This window comes from Kitasatospora sp. NPDC043950, from assembly GCF_056435345.1.
On the sequence record NZ_JBWKER010000005.1, the window covers coordinates 107,478 to 125,961 of the forward strand.

Consider the following 18,484-nt stretch of genomic DNA (forward strand, 5'->3'; position numbering starts at 1 on the left):
CCGACCGACCATAAGGACGCGACCGCGTGACCGCAGACGCTCGAAGCCCGTTCCTCTCGCTGCACCTCCTGGAGACGCTAGTCGCCGTGCTCCCGGTCAGAGACGAGAACGGTCAGCCGAAGTCCCTCGTGTACGGCGGGTTCGAACGGCACATGATCACCAGCCAGGCCCGGCGACGAGCCGAGCGCGTCTACGCCCGCAACCGGGCCAACGCCGGCATCGGCGCCCTCAAGGGCCGGAGCATGGGCACCCGGACAAGGGAGTGGGCACTCCTCACGGCGGCCGAACTGTCGTCCGGGAACGGCTGGGAGAAGGAGGAGGCCCTGATCACGGCGCGCGCGGTGATCGAGGCGAGCGGCTTGAAGTTCGGCGACCCGGCCAAGAAGACGGTGGCCAATCTGACCAAGGTGCTGATCTTCGCGCCCGCCGACGCAGGCACCAGGATCGCCCGGCACATCGCCGAGAACGCCGACGAGATCCGGCCGTGGCGCGACAGTTACCTCGCCGGCCAGCAGAAGGCCTCGAAGAAACCCCGCCGTGGCGCGGCGAAGAACACTGAGGAGCAGGAGAACGACGACGCGCAGGCGGCCACGGAGTCCGATACCACAGGCCTCCCCCCTCTCCCCAAGAGCACGCGCAACGCCGTTCTGCTCGCCATCGCGCCGCGTGACGCTGTGGACATCGCCCTCTACGGGCGCTTCCTCGCCGAAATCGCCGACTCTCCCAATGTCGACGGGGCGGTGCAGACCGGCCATGCCTTCACCGTGCACGCCGCAGAGCAGATCGAGGATTTCTATGCGGCGGCCGACGACGCGAAGCTCGACCGTAAGCGCAACGCCCTCAGCTTCCTCGACACGGCGGACGACGCGGGCGCGGGCATGACCGGGTACCAGTCGCTGATCTCCGGGACCTTCTACCGGCACGCCGTCCTGGACCGCCGACAGCTTCGCGCCAACCTCCAGCAGGCCGGAATGGAGACGGAGGAGGCGGAGGAGGCGGCGACCGCCGCCGAGGCGGAGTTCGTCAACGCCTTCGTCGAGGCCGTCCCGGAGGCGAAGAAGAACTCCACCGCCTCCACCGGCTCGCTGCCGGCACTCGTGCTCGCCTTCGAGGGCGAGCGCCCGTACAACTACGCTGCCGCCTTCCAGAACCCCGTGGACGAGAACCCCGAGAGCAGCGGCGGCGAGGGCCCGGCAGGCCAGGCGGCGGTCCGCCGTCTGATGCGGCACCACCTCTTCGTCAGCAATCGCCGCGGCGACCTGCGGTCCGCGCGCGTCCTCACCTACGCCCCGGAGATCGCGGACCTCCTGGAGACGGTCGACCCCACCGGGGCAGTGGACGTCGTGGACTCCATCGAGGGCCTCACGCCGTGACCGACGCCCCTGCCACGACCGCTCCTACTGCGAGGACCGGTTCCACCGCGACGACCGACGCACCGCAGCACGTTCTGCTCATCAGGTTGGCCGGGCCGCTGCAGTCCTGGGGCATCAAAGGCCGGTTCGCCCAGCGCGACACCCACACCCGGCCCACCAAGTCCGGAGTGATCGGCCTCTGTGCGGCAGCCCTCGGCCTTGACCGGGAGGATCCGCTCGACGAACTCGGGTCCGTCCTCTTCGGCGTTCGCGCCGACCGCCCAGGAACGCCCATGAGGGACTACCACACCGTCGGGGGCGGAAGGTATCCCGTCCGCCCCCGCGACCTCGTGACGGACCACCGCCGGGCCGCGGCCCTGGAAGCGCTCGGGGAGCAGAGAGAGGGAACGACCGCATCCTTCGGCAGCCACGCCCTGGCATCCTGGTACGGCGCACCGAAGCGGATCGCGGCGGACCCCCGTTCCGGGGCGCTGGTCGCAGGTGAGGTGAGCCGCCACGCCATGATCACCGAGCGCTGGTACCTGTCCGACGCGGCCTTCCTCGTCGGCCTCCAGTACTCCGACCGCGCACTCCTCGAACGGATCGCCCACGCACTGGAGCACCCGAAGCACCTGCTCTGGCTGGGCCGCAAATCCTGCCCGCCCTCGGGCGACCTCTTCGTCGGCATCGCCCCGGGCACCCTGTCGGAGGTCTTCGAAACCCGGGCGTTGCTCCCGGCAGCCGACGACGGGCAACCGCCGCCGAACGTCAGCCAGACCCGGTGGGCCTGGATCGAGAGCCCGCACCCGCTGCCGGGCGTCGGGCCGGTCCGCGACCAGCCCGAGAGGTTCCTCGCTAGCGGCCCCGTCCACCGGCAGCGCTGGGAGTCCCGGCACCGCATCACCATCGCCCCGCACGCCACCGAATGGGACATCATCCCGTGAACACCCCGCGCACAACCGAGCCCGTTCCCGCCAACAAGACGGCCAGATTCGTCGCCACGCACACCCTGATCACGTTGGACGCCAGGCACCCGTTCACTGCCAAGTCACTGATCGACGCCCAAGACATGCACCGGACCGTCATGAGTGGCTTCCGCGGCTGGGTCGACGACGGAAGCAGGGACGCCCGCGCCCAGATGAAGGTGCTCTCCAGTTGGACCGTCGACCTGAGCACCGCCCGGCTCTCCCTGGTCGTACAGTCCGCCGTACCCGGTGACTGGAGCGGCCTGCCCAGATCGGCATTGGTCGAGCCGCCGCACAGCCTGGTGGTGGACCGCACCTTTCGCGTCGGGGACCGACTCGACTTCCGCACGGTCGTCAATCCGGTCAGCAGCCGACCGGCCGGGCCGCCAGCGTCCGGAGGCGGCGGAGGCGGAAGGGGTGTACGGGTACCGCACACCCGCCCGGAACACGTGAAGACGTGGTTCGCCCGTCGTCTGCAGCCGTTCGGCGAACCGGCGGTGGCCCCGGACGGAGTGGTCCGGCTCGGTGTCGACTCTGACATGGAACGGCTGGCCCTCCGCATCCTGCCGAAGGTCTCCAGCCAAGGCCCCCACCGGGGCCTGCTCATCAGCCGGGCCGAGATCCGCGGAGCTCTGAACGTCACGGACCCACAAGCACTCACGGCCGCCCTCACCCACGGCTTCGGCCATGCCCGTGCCTACAGTTGCGGCCTGATCCTGGTCCGATGACTGCCTGATGGTGCTGACCGGGCCGGTCGTACTTGGCGCCGGAGCGGACTCCTTGTGGTGTCGCAGCCGTCCTTGTGGCGCCATTCGTGGCTGGGTGCCGCGCAGGACGGTGGCCAAAGTGGTTTCACTTTCAACTATGATGGTGCGGTGACATGCCGGCCACGAGTGATCCGTTGATCTGCTGATCCGCCAGAGGAGTTCCCGTGAGTGATGTGACCACCGATGTGACCGCTGCCCCGGTGCGCCGGCGGGTGTTCATCGACAAGCAAAGCCCTCGGGCCTACCGGGCGTTGCGGGCGACCGCCGAGGCGGCCGGGGTGGGGGCGGCGGAGGCCGGGCTGGACCGCAGGCTGGTGGAGCTGGTCAATCTTCGGGTGTCCCAGATCAACGGGTGTGCCTACTGCCTCAACGTGCACACCCGGGCCGCTCTTCAGGCCGGTGACACCGCGCAGCGCCTGGGCACGCTGCCCGCGTGGCGCGACACCGAACTGTTCACGCCGCAGGAGCGTGCCGCGCTCGCCCTGGCCGAGGTGACCACCGACCCGTCGGACGCCGTCGCGCAGGAGGCCGCCTACGGCGCCGCCCGCGAGGTCCTGACCGATGACCAGATCTCGGCGGTCATCTGGGTGGCGATCGCCATCAACGCCTTCAACCGCGTGTCGATCCTGAGCAAGCACCCGGTGCGCGCGATTCCGGCACAGTGACGGCGCCGCGCGGGCTCGACTCGGTGATCAGGGCGCGGATCGCCGTGGCCACGGGGGCCGGCCGTTCCTGCATGGCGACGTGGCCGACGCCGGGGAGGGTGAGGAGGCGGGCGTCGCGGAAGGCCGCGTAGGCCCGGGGCGCCGTACGGAAGGGGACGAGGGCGTCGTCCCGGCCGTAGACGAGCAGGGTGGGGGTGGTGACGCGGCGCGCCAGGTGCCAGGCGGAGGCCTCGCCCCGTCGCAGGAACGCGTGGACCACCGAGCGCACACCTTCGGCCAGCATGTCCTGCGCGTACGGCAGTTCGGCGCGGCGTCGGCGCTCGCGCGCCTCCACCGACCGCTGTTCGGTGCCGACGAGGGCGGGGTTCGCGTAGATGAGGCGGTAGAGGTCGTCCAGTTGGCGGTCGGGGCTCTGGGCGGCCAGGAGGCGGGAGTGCAGCCGCGGCGCGCCCGGCAGGCCGAGCAGGGCCACCCGCAGGGCCGGGGCGGGCGGGAACATCGGCAGCACGGGTGAGATGAGGGTCAAGGTGGCGACCAGGTCGGGTCGTTGGGCGGCGAGGCGCAGTGCGATCAGGCCGCCGAGCGAGTTGCCGACCAGGTGCACGCGGTGGTGCCCGGTCCGGTCGAGGTGGCGGGCGACGGCCGCGGCCTGGCGTTCGACGGTGACGTCGCCGTCGGGCGGGGGTGCCGACCTTCCGAAGCCAGGGAGGTCGAGGGCCAGGCAGTGCGCCGAGGTCCGCAGCAGGTCGATCAGGTGGGCCCAGTTGTGGGTCCAGCCGCCCAGTCCGTGCAGGAAGACGGCGGTGCCGGCGGCCGGAGCGGGGCTGCGGACGTACTCGGCGGCGAGGGGGTGGTGCATGGTGGTCCGTTTCTTCGGGGCGGGTCCGCCGGCCTGCTCAGCGGCGCAGGGGTGGCCCGGCCGTCTCGGTGAGGGCGAGCCGGTAGTGCTCGACGAGGCGGTCGCCGACCGTCTCCCAGCTGCGCTGCGTCGCTGAGGCACGGCCCGCCCGCCCGAACGCCGCCCGCAGTTCGTCGTCGCGGGCGAGACGTTCGACGGCCTCCCGGAACCCGTCCGCCGCGCCGGGTGGGACGAGGAACCCGGTGTGCCCCGGGCGGACGAGGTCGAGCGGTCCGCCGGCCGCCGGGGCGACGACGGGCAGCCCGCTCGCCATGGCCTCCTGGAGGGTCTGGCCGAAGGTCTCGAACGGCCCCGCGTGGACGAAGGCGTCGAACGAGGCGTAGAGCCGGGCGAGTTCGTGCCCGGACCGGAGGCCCAGGAAGACCGCGTCCGGGAGTACGGCCTCCAGCCGGGCTCGGCACGGGCCGTCGCCGACGACCACCAGCCGAACCCCCGGGATCCGGGACACCTCCGCCAGCCGGTCGACGTGCTTCTCCGGCGCCAGACGTCCGACGTACCCGACCAGGACGTCTCCGGGGCGGCCGAGGCGCCGGCGCAGGGTCTCGTCGCGGTGGCGGGGGTGGAACCGTGCGCAGTCGACGCCGCGCGGCCACAGGTGGACCCGGGGGATGCCGTGCGCGAGCAGGGCGCGCAGAGAAGCCCGCGACGGTGCCAGCGTCCGCGCGGCGAGGGAGTGCACCCGTCGCAGCCGCCACCAGGCCAACAGGGGCCCGGCCGCGCCCAGCGCCGGCAGGTAGGTCCTGGCGTAGGCGGCCAGATCGGTCTGGTAGACCGCCACGGACGGGACCCCCGCCCGGTCGGCCGCCGCGGCGCCGACCGCCCCGAGCGCGAACGGGCTGGCCAGGTGGACCACGTGCGGGCGGTGCCGCTCGATGGCGTCGGCCACCCCGCGCCCCGGGAGCGCGACCCGCACCTCCGGGTAGCCGGGCAGTGGCACCGACGGGACGCGGACCACCTCGTAGCCGTACGCCCGATCGCGGCGCAGGTCGCCCGCGTGCCGTCGCGCGGCCCGCACGGCGGGTGCCCGCACGGCGGGTGCCACCACCACCGGGCTGTGGCCCCGGGCGACGAGGTGTTCGGCGGTCCGGAGGACGCTGTGGGCGACACCGTTGAGCTGCGGGGCGAAGGACTCGGTGACGATCAGGACGCGGAGCCGTTCGCCGCCGGGGGCCGGGCCGTCCGCGGTGCGCGCCGCCGGCCCGGACAGGACTCCGCTCACCGTACCGCCGCCCCCGCTTCGGGCGCGGCCTGCGGCTCCGGGGCGGTCGGCCGGGTCGGCTCTGGAGCGGAAGGCCGGGTCGGCGGGCCCGACTGCACCGGGTCGCCGGGGAGCGAGCGGCCGACGGCCCGCAGGTCCCGCAGGATCTCCCGCAAGCAGGCGACCGGGCTCGCCTCGCTGTACGGCACGCCGATCTGGGCGCAGTAGTCGCGCACGATGCGCGAGGCGGGGCGCAGCGCCGCCACCGGCATGGCCGGGAAGAGGTGGTGCTCGATCTGGTAGCCGAGGCCGCCGAAGAGGAAGTGGACGAACCGGCCGGCCCGCAGGTTGCGCGACGGCAGCACCTGCCGGCGGAGGAAGTCGGCGCGCTCCGCGTCCGGGCCGGTCATCGGCATGCCCTTGTGGTTGGGCGCGAAGATGCACCCCAGGTACACGCCGAGGACCGCCCCGAACAGTACGGCGAAGGCCAGCGCCTGGAGCGGTGCGAGGACGACGGCCAGGAGGGCCACCGCCAGGGCGTAGTGCAGCGCGGCGAGCGTGCGCTCCAGGGCCGGGTACCGGACGGTGCCGCGGGTCAGGGTCAGGCAGGTGGCGACGAGCAGCCCGAGCGCCTGGAGGGACAGCAGCGGGAAGAACAGTTCCGCCTGGTACCTGGCCGCGAGCCGCCTCAACCCTCTTGTCCGGCAGGCCTGTTCGGTGGTCCGGGCGAAGAGGAGGGAGTCCGCGGCCGGGTCGTGGCCCTCGCGGTTCGGGTGTGCGTGGTGCCGGTTGTGGTCGCTCACCCACCAGCCGTAGCTCATGCCGACCACGAGGTTGCCCAGCACGATGCCCGCCAGGTCGGTCGCCCGCCGGCCGGCGAACACCGCGTGGTGGGCGACGTCGTGCCCCAGCAGCGCCAACTGGCCGAGGACGAAGGCGAACAGGGGCGCGATGCACAGCTGCCACCAGCTCGCGCCGAGCGCGACGAACCCGGCCAGGAGCAGCGCCAGGGCGGTGAACAGCGCGGCGCTCCGGCCCGCGTAGTACAGGGGACGCCTGCGCAGCAGACCAGCGTCGGAGACGCGTCGGTGCAGCTCGGCGAAGTCGCCGCGCCGGGTGGTCCCGGTGGGCGGGGTGTCCTGAACGGTCATGCCACCATTCCGGTCTCGGGTCGCTCCGGTCGCTCGTTCCCGCCGCGCCGCGAGGCCCCGGGCAGGGTGGCGTCAGCCTTCCGCATCCGAACCGCCGTTGTCTCGGCGCTTCGCCGTGTCGCGGCCGGAGGTGGCCCGATCGGGTGGCGGCGGGCCCGGCTGGTCCGTCATGCGTCCGATCACCGCTCGCCTGTTCGCCCGTTCGGCGTCCGGAGAGGCGGCCTGCACCAATCGCTCGAACGGGTGATCGGCGCCTGGTGACCCTCCGGGCGCCCGGTCACTCCTGGCGACCTTATCTGTTGCGGACCGTGATCGGGTGGGTGAGGGTCGCGCTGGGGAATCCGTGCGGCGCCGACGGCTTGCGGCCGCCGCTGACCTGTCAGGAGCAACGGATGTCACGCGTCTCCCGGCGCCGCGCCATGTGCGCGGTGCCGCTCGCCTGTCTCGCCCTCACCGGCCTGCCCGCCGGAGAAGCCCCGGCCGTCGCGAAACCGGCGGCCCCGGCCGCCGCGGCCCAGCCCCGTTACGGTCAGACGCCCGGTTCGTACTCCTCCTGGACCATCACCGGCGACACCGTCCTCACCGAGGTCACCTTCCGCAACACGGTGGTGACCACCCCCGGCGACGGTGACGTCTTCTGGTCGAGCCAGTTCAACTTCGACGGGAACCTCTCCTACATCGGCTTCCAGGACAAGCAGCAGAACGACGGCCTGTTCAACTGGTCCACCTGGGCCGACACCGAGCTCCAGTTCGCCGACGGCACCCAGGGCTCGCACTGCTGGAACAGCACCGGCGAGGGCCAGCACCTCCAGTGCGCCAACAGCACCGTCAACCAGGGCCGCCCGGTCACCGGCCACACGTACGCCTTCCAGGTCCGGATCGACCCGGCCACCCACTGGGTGACGGCCACCGTCACCGACGAGACCGCCGGCGCCTCCTTCGTCCTCGGCTCGGTCCTGCTCCCCGAGTCGCGGCAGATCAAGCACGACTGGAACAGCTGGGTGGAGTACTTCGACTGGAACAGGCCCGCCTACGTCTGCGACGACAACGCGTACTCCGAGAACCGCTGGGACCCGATGACCGGCAACGGCGGCACCCTCACCGCCACCAACACCGGCACCTCGACCAGCGGCGCCTGCGACGACATGATCCGCCAGCGGAAGCAGCCCGACGGCACCCTGCTCACCGAACTCGGCCTCGGCCAGTCCGCCCGCTGGCCGCTCCGGTTCGCCAACGGCGCCTGCCTCGACCGCGGCGGCACCAACGGCGCCATCAGCTACCGCTGCGCCACCACGTCCAACGCCAACCAGCTCTTCGTCTTCGCCCGCGACGGCAGCCTGCACACCGCCCAGGGCAACGAGTGCCTGGCCGCACCTGCGGCCGTCGGCGGCCAGGTGGTGCGCGCCGCCTGCGACGGTTCCGCGGCCCAGCGGTGGAGCTACGACGGTGCCCGCCGGGCCGTGGTCAACCCCGCCGGCTGGGCGCTCACCTCCAGCACCGCGGGGCGCAACGGGGACCCGGTGACCGCACGGCCCGCCGACGGCAGCCCTGAGCAGACCCTCACCGCGGTCGTGCGGACGGATGCCTAGCCTTCCTGTCCCGTGAGGTTGGGGGCTACCGGGGTGCGGCGGCCTGGCGCAGGTGGCGGCTCACGTCGCCGACCAGCGTGAGGCGCACCCGGCGCTCCGCGAACTGCCATTGGCCGCTTTGGAGTTCGAAGCGGTCGTGGTAGCGGGCGGCGGCGATGGGCTGCAAGGGGAAGCCGGGCAGGGCCCGGAGGACGGTGACGTATGAACGCGCGACGGCCGTGCCCGCCGGTTCGTCGACCTCGACGGAGAGGTTGGTGGTGACGTGCTGGGTGCGCGGGTGCCGTCGGCGTAGACGACCTGCGGGCGGGCGTTGGTCTGGCCCGCGAGCGTGATCGGCCGCCCGTGGTCGAGCGACAGGTACGTGTCGGCGTCGTCGGCCCCGCGCCACACCTGGATGAGGTCACTGTCGTCGGCGCGCGCCTCGCCCATGATGCCGCTCGCCGCGACGGGGACGTCGTCCTCGATCTCGTCGGCCCACCTGCTGCTCTCACCGGGCGCCTCGGCGTACGCCGAGGAGTTCGAGAACACCAGGACGGCGAGCGCGGTCGTCACGGTGACGGCGGCCAGGCGCCACGTGGACGGGGGAGTGGGGGCGGGAGGCCGGGGCGATGGGCGTCCGACGTCCCGCGGCACTGTCGGTCACAGCAGCGGGCGGATCCGGATAATCGCTGGTCACGCCGTCCGTGGCGGGCTAGCCTCGCTGCTCGTGACTGACTGGTACAAGATCTACTCCGACGCATGTGCGGTGCCCCCGGGCGGCGATCTGGACGAGCTCACCGCAGAACTGGCGGAGTGCCTGCGGGATCCGGACCCGGAGGTGCGCGACGGCTACCCGTACGTCGTGCTGCGGACCTGGATCGAGCGCGACGTCATCGACGGCGACCGGCGGGTCCGCCTGGGCGATGACATGGCGGCCCGCTTCGCGGCCGGTTCGCCGATTCAGGCCCGCACGTTCGCGCCGCTGGTCCTGGACATGATCGTCAGCCGCGGGGACCTCCGGCAGGAATGGCTCGACGCGTTCGTCCGCTGGTACCCCGCGGAGAGCGATCTGCGCGGCCACGACGCGCAGTTGGGCTGGCTGCACGCGGTGGCGCACGGCGCCGACCTGCTCGGTGCCCTCGGCTGCCACCGCGAGGTCGAACCGGTCGAGATGCTGGACCTCGCGACCGCCCGGCTCCTCGCGCCCACCGACTACCTGTACGCCGAACGGGAGGACGACCGGCTCGCCCGTGCGATCGCGCTGACCCTCACCAACCCGAAGCTCACCGCGGACCGGTCCGTCGCCTGGCTCGACGACATCGGCGCCGACTTCCGGGCCGTGGCCCGGGGCACCACCCCGACATACGTGTCCAACGCGCTGCGCACCCTGCGGATGCTCTACCTCCTCACCGACCTCGGCGTCCCGCCGCAGCCGGGGCAGCCGCCTCGTCAGGTCCCGCATCGCGACGCGGTCAAGCGGCGGCTCGTCGAAGTACTGGCGGACGACGCGAAGTCCGTCGGCTGACAGCCCCGCGCCGCGAGCCGTCCGGGCCTCCACGCCGTCGCCCGCCGGTGCCCTCGTCCCGCTACCGGATCCTCTTCTCGACGATCGCGTGGTCGGGGAAGAGACCGCTGCGGGCTCCGTTCCAGTTGATGTCGATGCTGAACTCGTTGACGGTGGCGTTGATCGCGGGGGTGTCCGTCGACGGCGCCAGGGCGCCGGCGGGCTGGCGCCACCCGTCCCAGGTGTCACCGCCGGTGGAGGAGGTGTTGATCCAGACGTAGCCGTCGGCCCCGATGCAGGCGAGCATCTGCCGGCGCTGGTTGGCGTACTGGGGGTCGCCCGGGGCGACGGTGTAGTCCTGGTACCCCATCCGCGCGGCCGACACCCCGGAGATGCACACGGCCCCGCCCGGTACCTGGCTCGCGGTTCCGGTCGCCCCGGTGGCGGGGTTGCGCCAGATCTGCCAGACGTGGTTGTCGGTTCCGACCAGGTAGATGTGCTCCATCTCGCCGCCCGCCGCCTCGTTCCAGGTCATGATCGGGCTCGGTCGCCGGGTGCCCGTCGTGCCGCTTCCCTGCGGCCCCACGTGCCACTGGCTGTTGGGGAAGCTGATCGCGGTCTGCGAGCGGGTGCCGTCCGGGCGGGTGTGCACGCTGGTGATCCGGTAGAGGCCGTTGACGTCCGCCCAGTCGAAGAGCACCGTGCTGCCCAGGCTCTCCAGGGAGATGCCGCCCCAGGCGGCGGCGTCACCCTCGATGCGGTGCCACGGCTCCCACTGGTTCGCGGACGGGTTCTGCACGGCGGTCCAGTAGATCTGGTTGTCCACCCCTTGGTGGGCGACCATGACACGGTCCTGCCACTGCACGATGGCGGGGGAGTAGTAGCTCTGGGCCTGGAAGCCGCCCAGCGGCTGCCAGGCGCCGTTGTTGAACCGGAACCAGATGCCGTTGTCGAGGCCCCTGGTGACGTCGTAGGTGTTGCCGTTGACCGTCACCGTCTTCATGTAGGACAGGCTGCTGACGCCGACGCCCCGCCAGTCCAGTTCCACCGCCCCGGCAGGGGCCGGGGCGGCCAGGAGCAGGACGCCTCCGGCCATCGCGGCCGCGATCGTGTTCCCCACCCGGCGCAACGCCGTCGTCCGTCGCAGCGGGTGAGCAGTTGTCCGGTGCACTTCGGGCTTCCTTTCGCTGAGGATCCCTCGGCTCCCCCCGAGCGAACGTGCAGGGGCGGCAACCGGGATTCCGCGGACTCGGCCTTCTCGCCGTGCAAGAACCGTAGTTGCCGTGCGGCTCCGCAGTGTGCTCTGCGCGCACTCGTCGTTGACGGTCAACGCAGCAGTGGCCGAACCAGCCGCCGACGCGCCGCCGCACCCTGAGTTTCGGCGAAGCGGTTGAGGGCGATCGGGGCGGGCCGATCGGTGGGCGGCGGGCCGTCGGCGGACTGCTGGCAATGAAGTTGGGACTGCCGGACAATTCTTCTCCTGGGACCGATGAGTTCGGGCGGCGGCGCGTGCAGGGGGTTTGGAGAGTGGCCGCGACCACCGACGCCATCCTGGAACTGGGCGACGCCAACCACGGCCACTCTCACTACGGAGCCTCGGCCGTCACCTGCACAGGGTGGCGTCGAGGAGGGCCAGGACATCGGAGGGGCCCTGCTTGGTGGGCGCCGTGTCGGCGGTGACGGCAACCGTGACGGCGCGGCCGTCATCGGTGACGCCGGTGCGCGTCTGGTAACCGGGGATGTCACCGCCGTGCCCCCACATCAGGCCGCCGCAACTCAGCGGCGTACTGGTCACTCCCAGCCCGTACCGGGCACCGGGCCACATTCCGCCGGGGACCTCGACGGTGGTCCGCATCTGGGCGAGCTGTGCGGGCTTCAGGAGCTTGCCGCCGAAGAGGGCGGAGAAGAATCGGTTCAGATCGCTCGGGGTGGAGATCACCTGCCCGGCGGCCCAGGACCAGGAGGGGTCCAACTCGGTGACGTCCTCCAACGGCCCCCCGGGCTGCGCGTAGTAGCCCTGGGGGTGTGCTTTCCGGATGCCCTCGTCGCCCGCGCCGGGGAAGTAGGTGTGGCGCAGTCCGATGCGTTCGATGATCCGGTGGGTGATCTGCTCGGCCAGCGGACGGCCGGTGACCTTCTCGATGATCAGGCCGGCCAGGAGGTAGTTGGTGTTGCTGTACGCCCAGCTGGTCCCGGGGGCGAACAGCGCCTTGTGCGCCAGCGCCAGGTCGAGCAGGGTTCGGGGCTGGAGGTAGGTGTGGCGCTCCGTGCCGACGAGGTCGCCCACGAAGTCGACGTAGTCAGGCAGTCCGCTGGTGTGCTGCAGCAGCTGACGTACCGTGATGTGGCGGCCGTCGATGCCCTCGCCGCGCACCAGGTTCGGCAGGTACTGCTCGACCGGGGCGTCGAGGGCGACCTTGCCTTCGTCGACCAGTTGCAGGACGACCGTGGCGGTGAACGCCTTGGTGTTGCTCCCCGCCCGTACCTGCCCGTCGACCGGCACCTTCTTCCCGGTGCTCAAGTCTGCGACGCCGGCAGCGTAGTTGCGGGTGCACCCGTCGCGGCCGAGGTCGGAGGCCAGGGCGGCGGGGTACTTGTCCTCGTGCACCAGGCGGTCCAGGCCTTGCCGCACGACCTCACCCGGAGCCGCGGGGCTGTGCCGCGGACGCGGGCAGAGCGCCTCCCACGGCCAGACCGGTGGCGACCGTCACCACCACCATCGCGATGCCTCGCCCCGGCCCGGACGACGAGGCGCGGGCACGTCGAAGCGGGCGAGAACGATCGGTCATGGGGGAACCCTCCTTGTGCACCCTGCCGGATGCATCGGCAATTCGTATGCCTTCAGCCTGGGTGCTCAAGATCCACCGATCCATCCGGGCAGCGGGCCCATGCGAGAGGGGGATAACCCCCGGTCGGGGCCGTCATGGAACCCTTTTCCGGGTCCAGCCGTGGAAGGCCTCGGTGGTCCTGGCCGCACTTCGTGCCGGCCATCGGCGGGAGGATTTGAATATGATCCGGCCGCTGGCGTCAACACACTTGGTGTGTCAGATAGTTGTGGTACGTTCCGTGACCTAACCACAAATAGGTGACCCCGGCAGCGCGCCAACGCTCCGGGGCCCGGCAACAGGAGAAGCACCTCCCGATGCGCGTCCATCGTAGCGCCCACGTGCGCGATTTCACCGTGCTGCCCAACACGATGCTCCAGTACCGGCGGCTGTCCTACACCGCTCGCGGTCTGCTCGCGGACCTCCTCTCCCGCCCGGACGGCTGGCGCGAGGACGGCCGGCACATGGCCGACACCAGCCCCCAGGGGCGCTGCGCCATTCGCAAGGCGCTGAAGGAGCTGGCCGAGGCGGGCTTCTACCGGGTCGAGAAGATCCGGATGCCCGACGGCACGATCATCACCGAGACCCACGTCCACGACACCCCGCAGCTGATGCCGCCGGGTGCCAACCGTCCGGCCCCCGGCGAAGGGACCACCGGCGGCGCTGACGCCCTGGTAAAGAACCCGGTGAAAGAACCCTCCCTCCCCTCCCGGCAGTCCGGAGAGCCCGGCGCCGCCCTGGGGGCGGAAAGGCGGGAGGGGGACTCCGAAAAGGACGCGCCGGACGAACGGCTCCGCGAGGCGGTCGCCACCCTGTTCCGGGTCATCCGCCCCGAACCGCGCCTGAGCCTGGGCGAGGCCGAGGCACGCGAACTCGCGCCCCTGGTCGCCCAGTGGCTGGAGCGCGGCAGCACACCCGCCGACCTCGCCCGGGCCCTGCTGCCGGGCCTGCCCGCCCCGGTGTACTCGGCGGTCGCGGTGCTCCGCTACCGCCTGGAGCGCAAGATGCCGCCCCTCCGGGCCGCCGCACGGCCCGCAGCGGCCGGCTACGCCGAGTGCGCCCAGTGCCACGACCCCGTCCCCCGGCCCGGCATCTGTCGCGCGTGTGCGGGCCTCGTCAGCCGCCCTGCGGACGACAGCCGCACGACGGGAATCGCCTCCGCAGGCGCAGCGCGGGTCCGGGCCGCGCTCGATGCCGCCAGAGCCGCCGCACGGGCACCGGCCGCCGTCGCGGCCAGGTGAAACGTCGGCCGGTTCCGGACGGGGCGGAACCGGTATTCGGGCCGTGCGGGCCGGGCACTCGTCGGGCGACTTCTGGGCTGGCATCCGGGTGAAATGGGGCGGAGTCGCCTGGCGCGAATGGAAGCCGGGTACGACGCTGCCAGAATGCAATTTCCCTGAAGGCCACCTGCACAGGCGGTGCCGCCGGACAGCTGGAGCAGAACATGCGAATCATTCGACCACGCAACAGTCCGGAAGAAGCGGCCGGTGGAGGTGCGGGGCGTTTTCCGTGGACGCTGATGTACCACTCGGTGGCGTCAACGAGTGAGGATCCCTATCTGATTACCGTCGACCCTGCGCGCTTTCGCCGCCAGCTGCGCTGGCTGTCCGCCCGCGGGCTGCGCGGGGTGTCGGTCGGCGCCCTGATGCGCTCGCACCGGGGTGGTGGCGCGGCGGGCATGGTGGGGCTGAGTTTCGACGACGGATACCGCGACTTCGTGGAGGAGGCCATGCCCGCACTGGCGGAGTACGGCTTCACGGCGACGGTCTACGTGGTGGCCGACCGGCTGGGCGGATACAACGACTGGGACCGGCAGGGTCCGCGCAAGCCGCTGATGACGGCGTGCCAGGTCCACGAGGCCGCCGCCGCCGGGCTGGAGATCGGCTCGCACGGGCTGACGCACCGGCGGCTGGCGGGCCTGGGCGCGCGGGAGCTGGCAGCCCAGGTCGCCGACAGCCGCCGCGTGCTGGAGGACCTGACGGGGCAGGCGGTCGAAGGGTTCTGCTACCCGTACGGTTCGCTCGACGCCGCCGCGGTGGAAGCGGTGGCGCGAGCCGGCTACGGGTACGGGTGCGCGGTCAGCCCCGGGGTCCACAGCGGGGTGTACGCGCTTCCCCGCTGCTACGTCGGTGACCGGGACGGGCCGCTGCACCTGGCCGCGAAGCTGGTGCGCGACCGCTGGCGGCGCTGACGGCGCTGGCGGCCGGCGAGGACCTGCCGGCGACGAAAACCTGCCGGGCACCGCGGAGGGCGGTGCCCGGCAGGGCGGTGGTCGGCGGGCGGCGGGCGGTGGCGGAAGGTCAGTGGGCGGTGGCGGCGGGTTCCAGATGCAGCCAGGACTCGTGCCACAGCAGGGCGCAGCGGCGGTCGCAGCCGGTGGCGAGCGGCTCGCCGCCGCAGCGCAGGCCGTTGAGGATGAACCAGCGGCCCTTGGTGGGGTGCTGCCACCAGGCGAGGGAGCGGTGGCGCAGTTCGGTGGCGCTGTGGCGGGTGTCGGCGTGGAGCTCCATGCCCGGCTGGAAGGGGACGCCGTCCAGCCGCCCGTCGGGGTCGAGGGTGGCGTGGATCTCCGGGAGGCTGCGCACGGTCGCCCAGAGGGCGGCGGGCCGAGCGGCGGGGACCGGCGCGGTGGCGGGCTCCAGCCATTCGTCGCGGAACAGCAGGGCGCAGTCCAGTCCGCAGCCCTGGGCCCCGTCCGCGCCGTGGCAGGTGGCGCCGGCCAGGGCGACGGTGCCGGACAGGCGCCGCACGCGGTAGTGGTCGTCGATCATGCGGCGCACGATGCGTTCGACCTGGTAGACGCCGCCGCAGAACGACCACTGACTGCGGGTGAACCACAGGCCGCGGTGGCGGTCCTTGGCGTCGAGGGTGGCGCGCACCGTGGCCTCGTCCTTCACCCGGACCCAGTCCCCCTCGGTGAAGCGGGAGGGCCGGCCGGGCGTCGGGACGGCGGCGCGGCGCTCACGCAGGCCTTCGCGGACGATCCGGGCGCGGCGCACGACACCGAGCGGGGGAAGGTCGCGCAGGGGGAGGCTCTTGTACTGGCACCGGTTCGCAGCGGTTCCGCAGCGCAGCTCCGTGGTACGGGTGGACCATGATTCCTCGACGGCCATCAGTGAAATCCCATCGGGTCGGAGATATCGGCACAGGCTAGCGCACCGCGACTTTTCCGCGCTGGCCCGCCGGACCCTGTCGACACCATGTCGAGAGAAATAGCACTAAACGCATTAAGGGTCTTCTGGAGTGAAAGCTCGGCGTCGCCGGGTAATCCCCGTTCATGTGCGTGTAATGTTTCCCTCGTTGCCGCGGTGGAGTGGCTGAGTGGCGAGGCGACGGCTTGCAGGGCCGTTTAGATGGGTTCGATTCCTATCTCCACCTTTTCTTTCCGGCGATTTCGCCCGTATTCCTGGTCCATGGATTGTCCGGGTTCGCGCTCTGATTTATCGGAGAGCCGCGGCCGACGGCCCGAGTCGGTGGCCCGCGCAGCGCGGCCCACACTCTCCCGTTGTGGACGCCATGGAGTCAGTGATCCGCCCGGCGGTTCCGGCCGACCTGAACGCCGTGGCCGAGATCTTCGCGCACTACGTCCGCCACACCGTGGTCACCTTCGAGGAGGCCCCGCCACCGGCGGCCGCCCACGGGTTTGACCGGGAGGCGACGCAGATGTGCTCGTCGCGCCGTTGTCGCGGCGGGGCCGGCCACCGCGCCGAGGATCTGTACACGGCGGGTGGCCGGTGGTGCCGGGGCGGTGGTGTGGCTGTGTGTCAGCTGGTCAGGATCGCGGTGACCTTGTCGAGGACGTCGGGGTTCGTCAGGAAGTCGTTGTGCTTGAGGCCGTCCGTCTCGATGTTGGTGGCGCCGTTCAGCTTGGTGCTGGTGGTCGGGGAGATCTGCTCGTCCTTGGGGGACCAGAAGGTCGTGTACCGGGTGGGACCCGGGGTCTCGGTGTCCTGGTTGAGGTGGCTGATGACCCACGAGTTGGGCGTCATGTCCTTGCACCCCTGGTCCCAGAGGGCGCAGAGGTAGCCGAGGGAGGTGCCGTGGTTGGGGCCGGCCAGGGAGATCCAGTTCGCGACCTTCTGGTTGCCGCCTCCGAACTTGATGTACCAGCGGCTCGGCAGGCTGCCCAGGCTGTGGGCGACGATGTTCACCTTGGCAGCGCCCGTCTGGCTCAGAACGTTGTCGACGTACTGGGTCAGTTCGCCGGCCAGGACCTCGTTGGTCGACCGGGAGGTGTCGTAGCCCCAGGCGAAGGCCGGGACGTCCTTCGAACGGAGGCCGGTCATCAGGGTGCCCCATACTCCGGGGTCCGCGTTGCGGCCGTGGATGAGGATGACGGGGATGTGTGCGGTGTCCGCGTGGGCCGGGACGGCGGCCCCCGGTCCGGTCAGCAGGGCCGCGGTTATGGCGGCGGTCAGGGCGGTTGCGGCGGCGGTGGTGGGGCGACGCATGTGTGCTCCGAGGTTCGTCGGCGGATGGACGGCACGGATCGTGGGGGCGCCCGCAGGATGGCGGGTGCCCCCGTGTCGCGCCAAGCGCATCATCGGCGACGGGGTGCCGAATTGGCGGAGAGCGTTCGACCTTCACTCGATCGGGTGATTTGTGGGCGCGGGTCGCACTCGTTCGAGGACCGTCCTCGGTCAGCAGCCACCCACCGACGAAGACCACCCCACCGGACGGCCGACCTGCTGGAGCTCGTTCGGGTCGCCGCCCAACCAGCCGAACCCGCCGGCGCCGACGGCTTCCTGGTTTGGCGGCGGCGGGTTCGGCCTGGGCGGTGCGCGGGTGGTCAGGTCCTGGGGGCCGGGTGGAGCCAGTGCGGTCCTGTGGTCCAGCCCAGGAGACGGCGCCCGGCGTCCGCGTCCGCGGCGCCGCCGCGGGCGGCCTGGCGCAGGCCGGCCAGGGCGGGGGCGAGACGGGCCGCGACGTGGGCGGGGTGGCGGGCGGCCTCCCCCCGCAGTCCGGCGATGACCCGGGCCTGCGCGGCGGGCTCGCACAGGGAGAGGTGGAACACCAGCTGGCGCCACGCGTACGCCGCGTCCTTGATGGTGGACAGCGGCCGCAGGTTGTCGTGGATCCGGGCCGTCGCGCGGCACACGGTGGTGAAGCTGCGCCAGGCCAGGTCGTCCCAGCCCGGCTCGGGGCTGATGCCGACCCGGGTGACCAGGGTGGCCAGGTTGTGGGTGGTGAGGATCTGGGCCTGCTCGATGATCTTCCCGTTGGACGCGATCGACCATCCTCCGGACACCTCGGCGCGCTGCGCGCACAGCTCGGTGAACCCGGGGGAGGAGCGGGGGCGTCGGCCTCGCGCCGGGGCCTTGTTCGCCCTGCCTGCCTTGCCCGCCTTGCCCGCCTTGTCTGCCTTGCCCGCCTCGGCGGTCGCGAGGTCGTGGACGGCCGCGTAGTCGATGGCGTAGTAGCGCTCGTACAGCGTGCCACCGAGCAGTTCCGGGGGGGGGGGGGGGGGGGGGGGGGGCGGGTGGGGGGGGGGGGGGGTGGGGGGGGGGGGTGGGGGGGGAGGGGGGGACGGTAAAGACCGGGCATGTTGTGACCCCCACCACCCCCCCCCT

At 72.0% G+C, this 18,484-nt stretch carries 17 protein-coding genes and 1 tRNA gene; 9 read left to right on the forward strand and 9 right to left on the reverse strand.

The genetic code is table 11. The features are described 5' to 3' along the window. Positions 1–26 precede the first annotated feature (26 nt). From AC07BF_RS05215 to AC07BF_RS05230, 4 genes are all read left to right on the forward strand, one after another. Positions 27–1,373: a type I-E CRISPR-associated protein Cas7/Cse4/CasC gene (locus tag AC07BF_RS05215; RefSeq protein WP_478332969.1), complete on the forward strand. Its 1,347-nt coding sequence runs from the start codon at positions 27–29 to the stop codon at positions 1,371–1,373. Positions 1,374–1,447: 74 nt separating this feature from the next. Next, positions 1,448–2,296, forward strand: coding sequence for a type I-E CRISPR-associated protein Cas5/CasD (cas5e, locus tag AC07BF_RS05220; RefSeq protein WP_478333016.1), 849 nt, complete (start codon positions 1,448–1,450; stop codon positions 2,294–2,296). Then, positions 2,293–3,045 (forward strand): type I-E CRISPR-associated protein Cas6/Cse3/CasE, encoded by a 753-nt coding sequence (locus AC07BF_RS05225; protein ID WP_478332970.1) that lies wholly within the window; start codon positions 2,293–2,295, stop codon positions 3,043–3,045. Before cas5e ends, AC07BF_RS05225 begins: the two co-directional genes overlap by 4 nt. A gap of 203 nt (positions 3,046–3,248) precedes the next feature. Beyond that, positions 3,249–3,749 (forward strand): carboxymuconolactone decarboxylase family protein, encoded by a 501-nt coding sequence (locus tag AC07BF_RS05230; protein WP_478332971.1) that lies wholly within the window; start codon positions 3,249–3,251, stop codon positions 3,747–3,749. Here the strand turns inward: AC07BF_RS05230 and AC07BF_RS05235 are convergent. From AC07BF_RS05235 to AC07BF_RS05245, 3 genes are all read right to left on the reverse strand, one after another. Next, positions 3,694–4,608, reverse strand: coding sequence for an alpha/beta fold hydrolase (locus tag AC07BF_RS05235; RefSeq protein WP_478332972.1), 915 nt, complete (start codon positions 4,606–4,608; stop codon positions 3,694–3,696). The genes AC07BF_RS05230 and AC07BF_RS05235 overlap by 56 nt on opposite strands. A gap of 37 nt (positions 4,609–4,645) precedes the next feature. Beyond that, positions 4,646–5,812, reverse strand: a complete 1,167-nt coding sequence (locus AC07BF_RS05240; RefSeq protein ID WP_478333017.1) for a glycosyltransferase family 4 protein — start codon at positions 5,810–5,812, stop codon at positions 4,646–4,648. A gap of 71 nt (positions 5,813–5,883) precedes the next feature. After that, complete coding sequence (locus tag AC07BF_RS05245; protein ID WP_478332973.1) at positions 5,884–7,017, reverse strand: acyl-CoA desaturase; 1,134 nt, start codon at positions 7,015–7,017, stop codon at positions 5,884–5,886. A 392-nt stretch (positions 7,018–7,409) separates the two neighbouring features. On the opposite strand from AC07BF_RS05245, the gene AC07BF_RS05250 reads away from it, so the two are divergent. After that, on the forward strand, positions 7,410–8,606 hold the full coding sequence (locus tag AC07BF_RS05250) for a ricin-type beta-trefoil lectin domain protein (RefSeq protein WP_478332974.1): 1,197 nt from the start codon (positions 7,410–7,412) through the stop codon (positions 8,604–8,606). Positions 8,607–8,631: 25 nt separating this feature from the next. Here the strand turns inward: AC07BF_RS05250 and AC07BF_RS05255 are convergent, their stop codons facing one another. Beyond that, positions 8,632–8,994 carry a nuclear transport factor 2 family protein gene (locus AC07BF_RS05255; RefSeq protein WP_400806834.1) on the reverse strand — a complete coding sequence of 121 codons (363 nt, stop codon included), beginning with the start codon at positions 8,992–8,994 and terminating at the stop codon, positions 8,632–8,634. Between the two features lie 318 nt (positions 8,995–9,312). Between AC07BF_RS05255 and AC07BF_RS05260 the strand changes: the two genes are divergently transcribed. Continuing rightward, positions 9,313–10,110: a DUF2785 domain-containing protein gene (locus AC07BF_RS05260; RefSeq protein ID WP_331744826.1), complete on the forward strand. Its 798-nt coding sequence runs from the start codon at positions 9,313–9,315 to the stop codon at positions 10,108–10,110. Between the two features lie 61 nt (positions 10,111–10,171). Here the strand turns inward: AC07BF_RS05260 and AC07BF_RS05265 are convergent, their stop codons facing one another. Further along, entirely contained in the window at positions 10,172–11,260 is a 1,089-nt protein-coding gene (locus AC07BF_RS05265) for a PLL family lectin (RefSeq protein WP_331744823.1), read from the reverse strand. A gap of 432 nt (positions 11,261–11,692) precedes the next feature. Further along, on the reverse strand, positions 11,693–12,721 hold the full coding sequence (locus AC07BF_RS05270; protein WP_478332975.1) for a serine hydrolase domain-containing protein: 1,029 nt from the start codon (positions 12,719–12,721) through the stop codon (positions 11,693–11,695). Between the two features lie 510 nt (positions 12,722–13,231). Here AC07BF_RS05270 and AC07BF_RS05275 point away from each other — a divergent pair. Beyond that, on the forward strand, positions 13,232–14,155 hold the full coding sequence (locus AC07BF_RS05275; protein ID WP_400985633.1) for a hypothetical protein: 924 nt from the start codon (positions 13,232–13,234) through the stop codon (positions 14,153–14,155). 290 nt (positions 14,156–14,445) lie between these two features. Further along, on the forward strand, positions 14,446–15,105 hold the full coding sequence (locus AC07BF_RS05280) for a polysaccharide deacetylase family protein (RefSeq protein ID WP_363584418.1): 660 nt from the start codon (positions 14,446–14,448) through the stop codon (positions 15,103–15,105). Positions 15,106–15,214: 109 nt separating this feature from the next. Here AC07BF_RS05280 and AC07BF_RS05285 read toward each other — a convergent pair whose 3' ends face one another. Beyond that, on the reverse strand, positions 15,215–16,027 hold the full coding sequence (locus AC07BF_RS05285; protein WP_363584420.1) for a hypothetical protein: 813 nt from the start codon (positions 16,025–16,027) through the stop codon (positions 15,215–15,217). Between the two features lie 194 nt (positions 16,028–16,221). On the opposite strand from AC07BF_RS05285, the gene AC07BF_RS05290 reads away from it, so the two are divergent. Then, positions 16,222–16,292 (forward strand) — tRNA-Cys (locus AC07BF_RS05290). A gap of 386 nt (positions 16,293–16,678) precedes the next feature. Here the strand turns inward: AC07BF_RS05290 and AC07BF_RS05295 are convergent. Both AC07BF_RS05295 and AC07BF_RS05300 read right to left on the reverse strand, forming a co-directional pair. Further along, complete coding sequence (locus tag AC07BF_RS05295; protein ID WP_363584422.1) at positions 16,679–17,365, reverse strand: esterase/lipase family protein; 687 nt, start codon at positions 17,363–17,365, stop codon at positions 16,679–16,681. A 338-nt stretch (positions 17,366–17,703) separates the two neighbouring features. Then, positions 17,704–18,162 carry a hypothetical protein gene (locus AC07BF_RS05300; protein WP_478332976.1) on the reverse strand — a complete coding sequence of 153 codons (459 nt, stop codon included), beginning with the start codon at positions 18,160–18,162 and terminating at the stop codon, positions 17,704–17,706. Between the last annotated feature and the right edge of the window lie 322 nt (positions 18,163–18,484).

Coding starts and splice junctions, on each gene's coding strand:
- AC07BF_RS05250 (WP_478332974.1), top strand. CDS start 7,410: ATGTCACGCGTCTCCCGGCGCCGCGCCATGTGCGCGGTGCCGCTCGCC.
- AC07BF_RS05285 (WP_363584420.1), bottom strand. CDS start 16,027: ATGGCCGTCGAGGAATCATGGTCCACCCGTACCACGGAGCTGCGCTGC.
- AC07BF_RS05275 (WP_400985633.1), top strand. CDS start 13,232: ATGCGCGTCCATCGTAGCGCCCACGTGCGCGATTTCACCGTGCTGCCC.
- AC07BF_RS05235 (WP_478332972.1), bottom strand. CDS start 4,608: ATGCACCACCCCCTCGCCGCCGAGTACGTCCGCAGCCCCGCTCCGGCC.
- AC07BF_RS05295 (WP_363584422.1), bottom strand. CDS start 17,365: ATGCGTCGCCCCACCACCGCCGCCGCAACCGCCCTGACCGCCGCCATA.
- AC07BF_RS05245 (WP_478332973.1), bottom strand. CDS start 7,017: ATGACCGTTCAGGACACCCCGCCCACCGGGACCACCCGGCGCGGCGAC.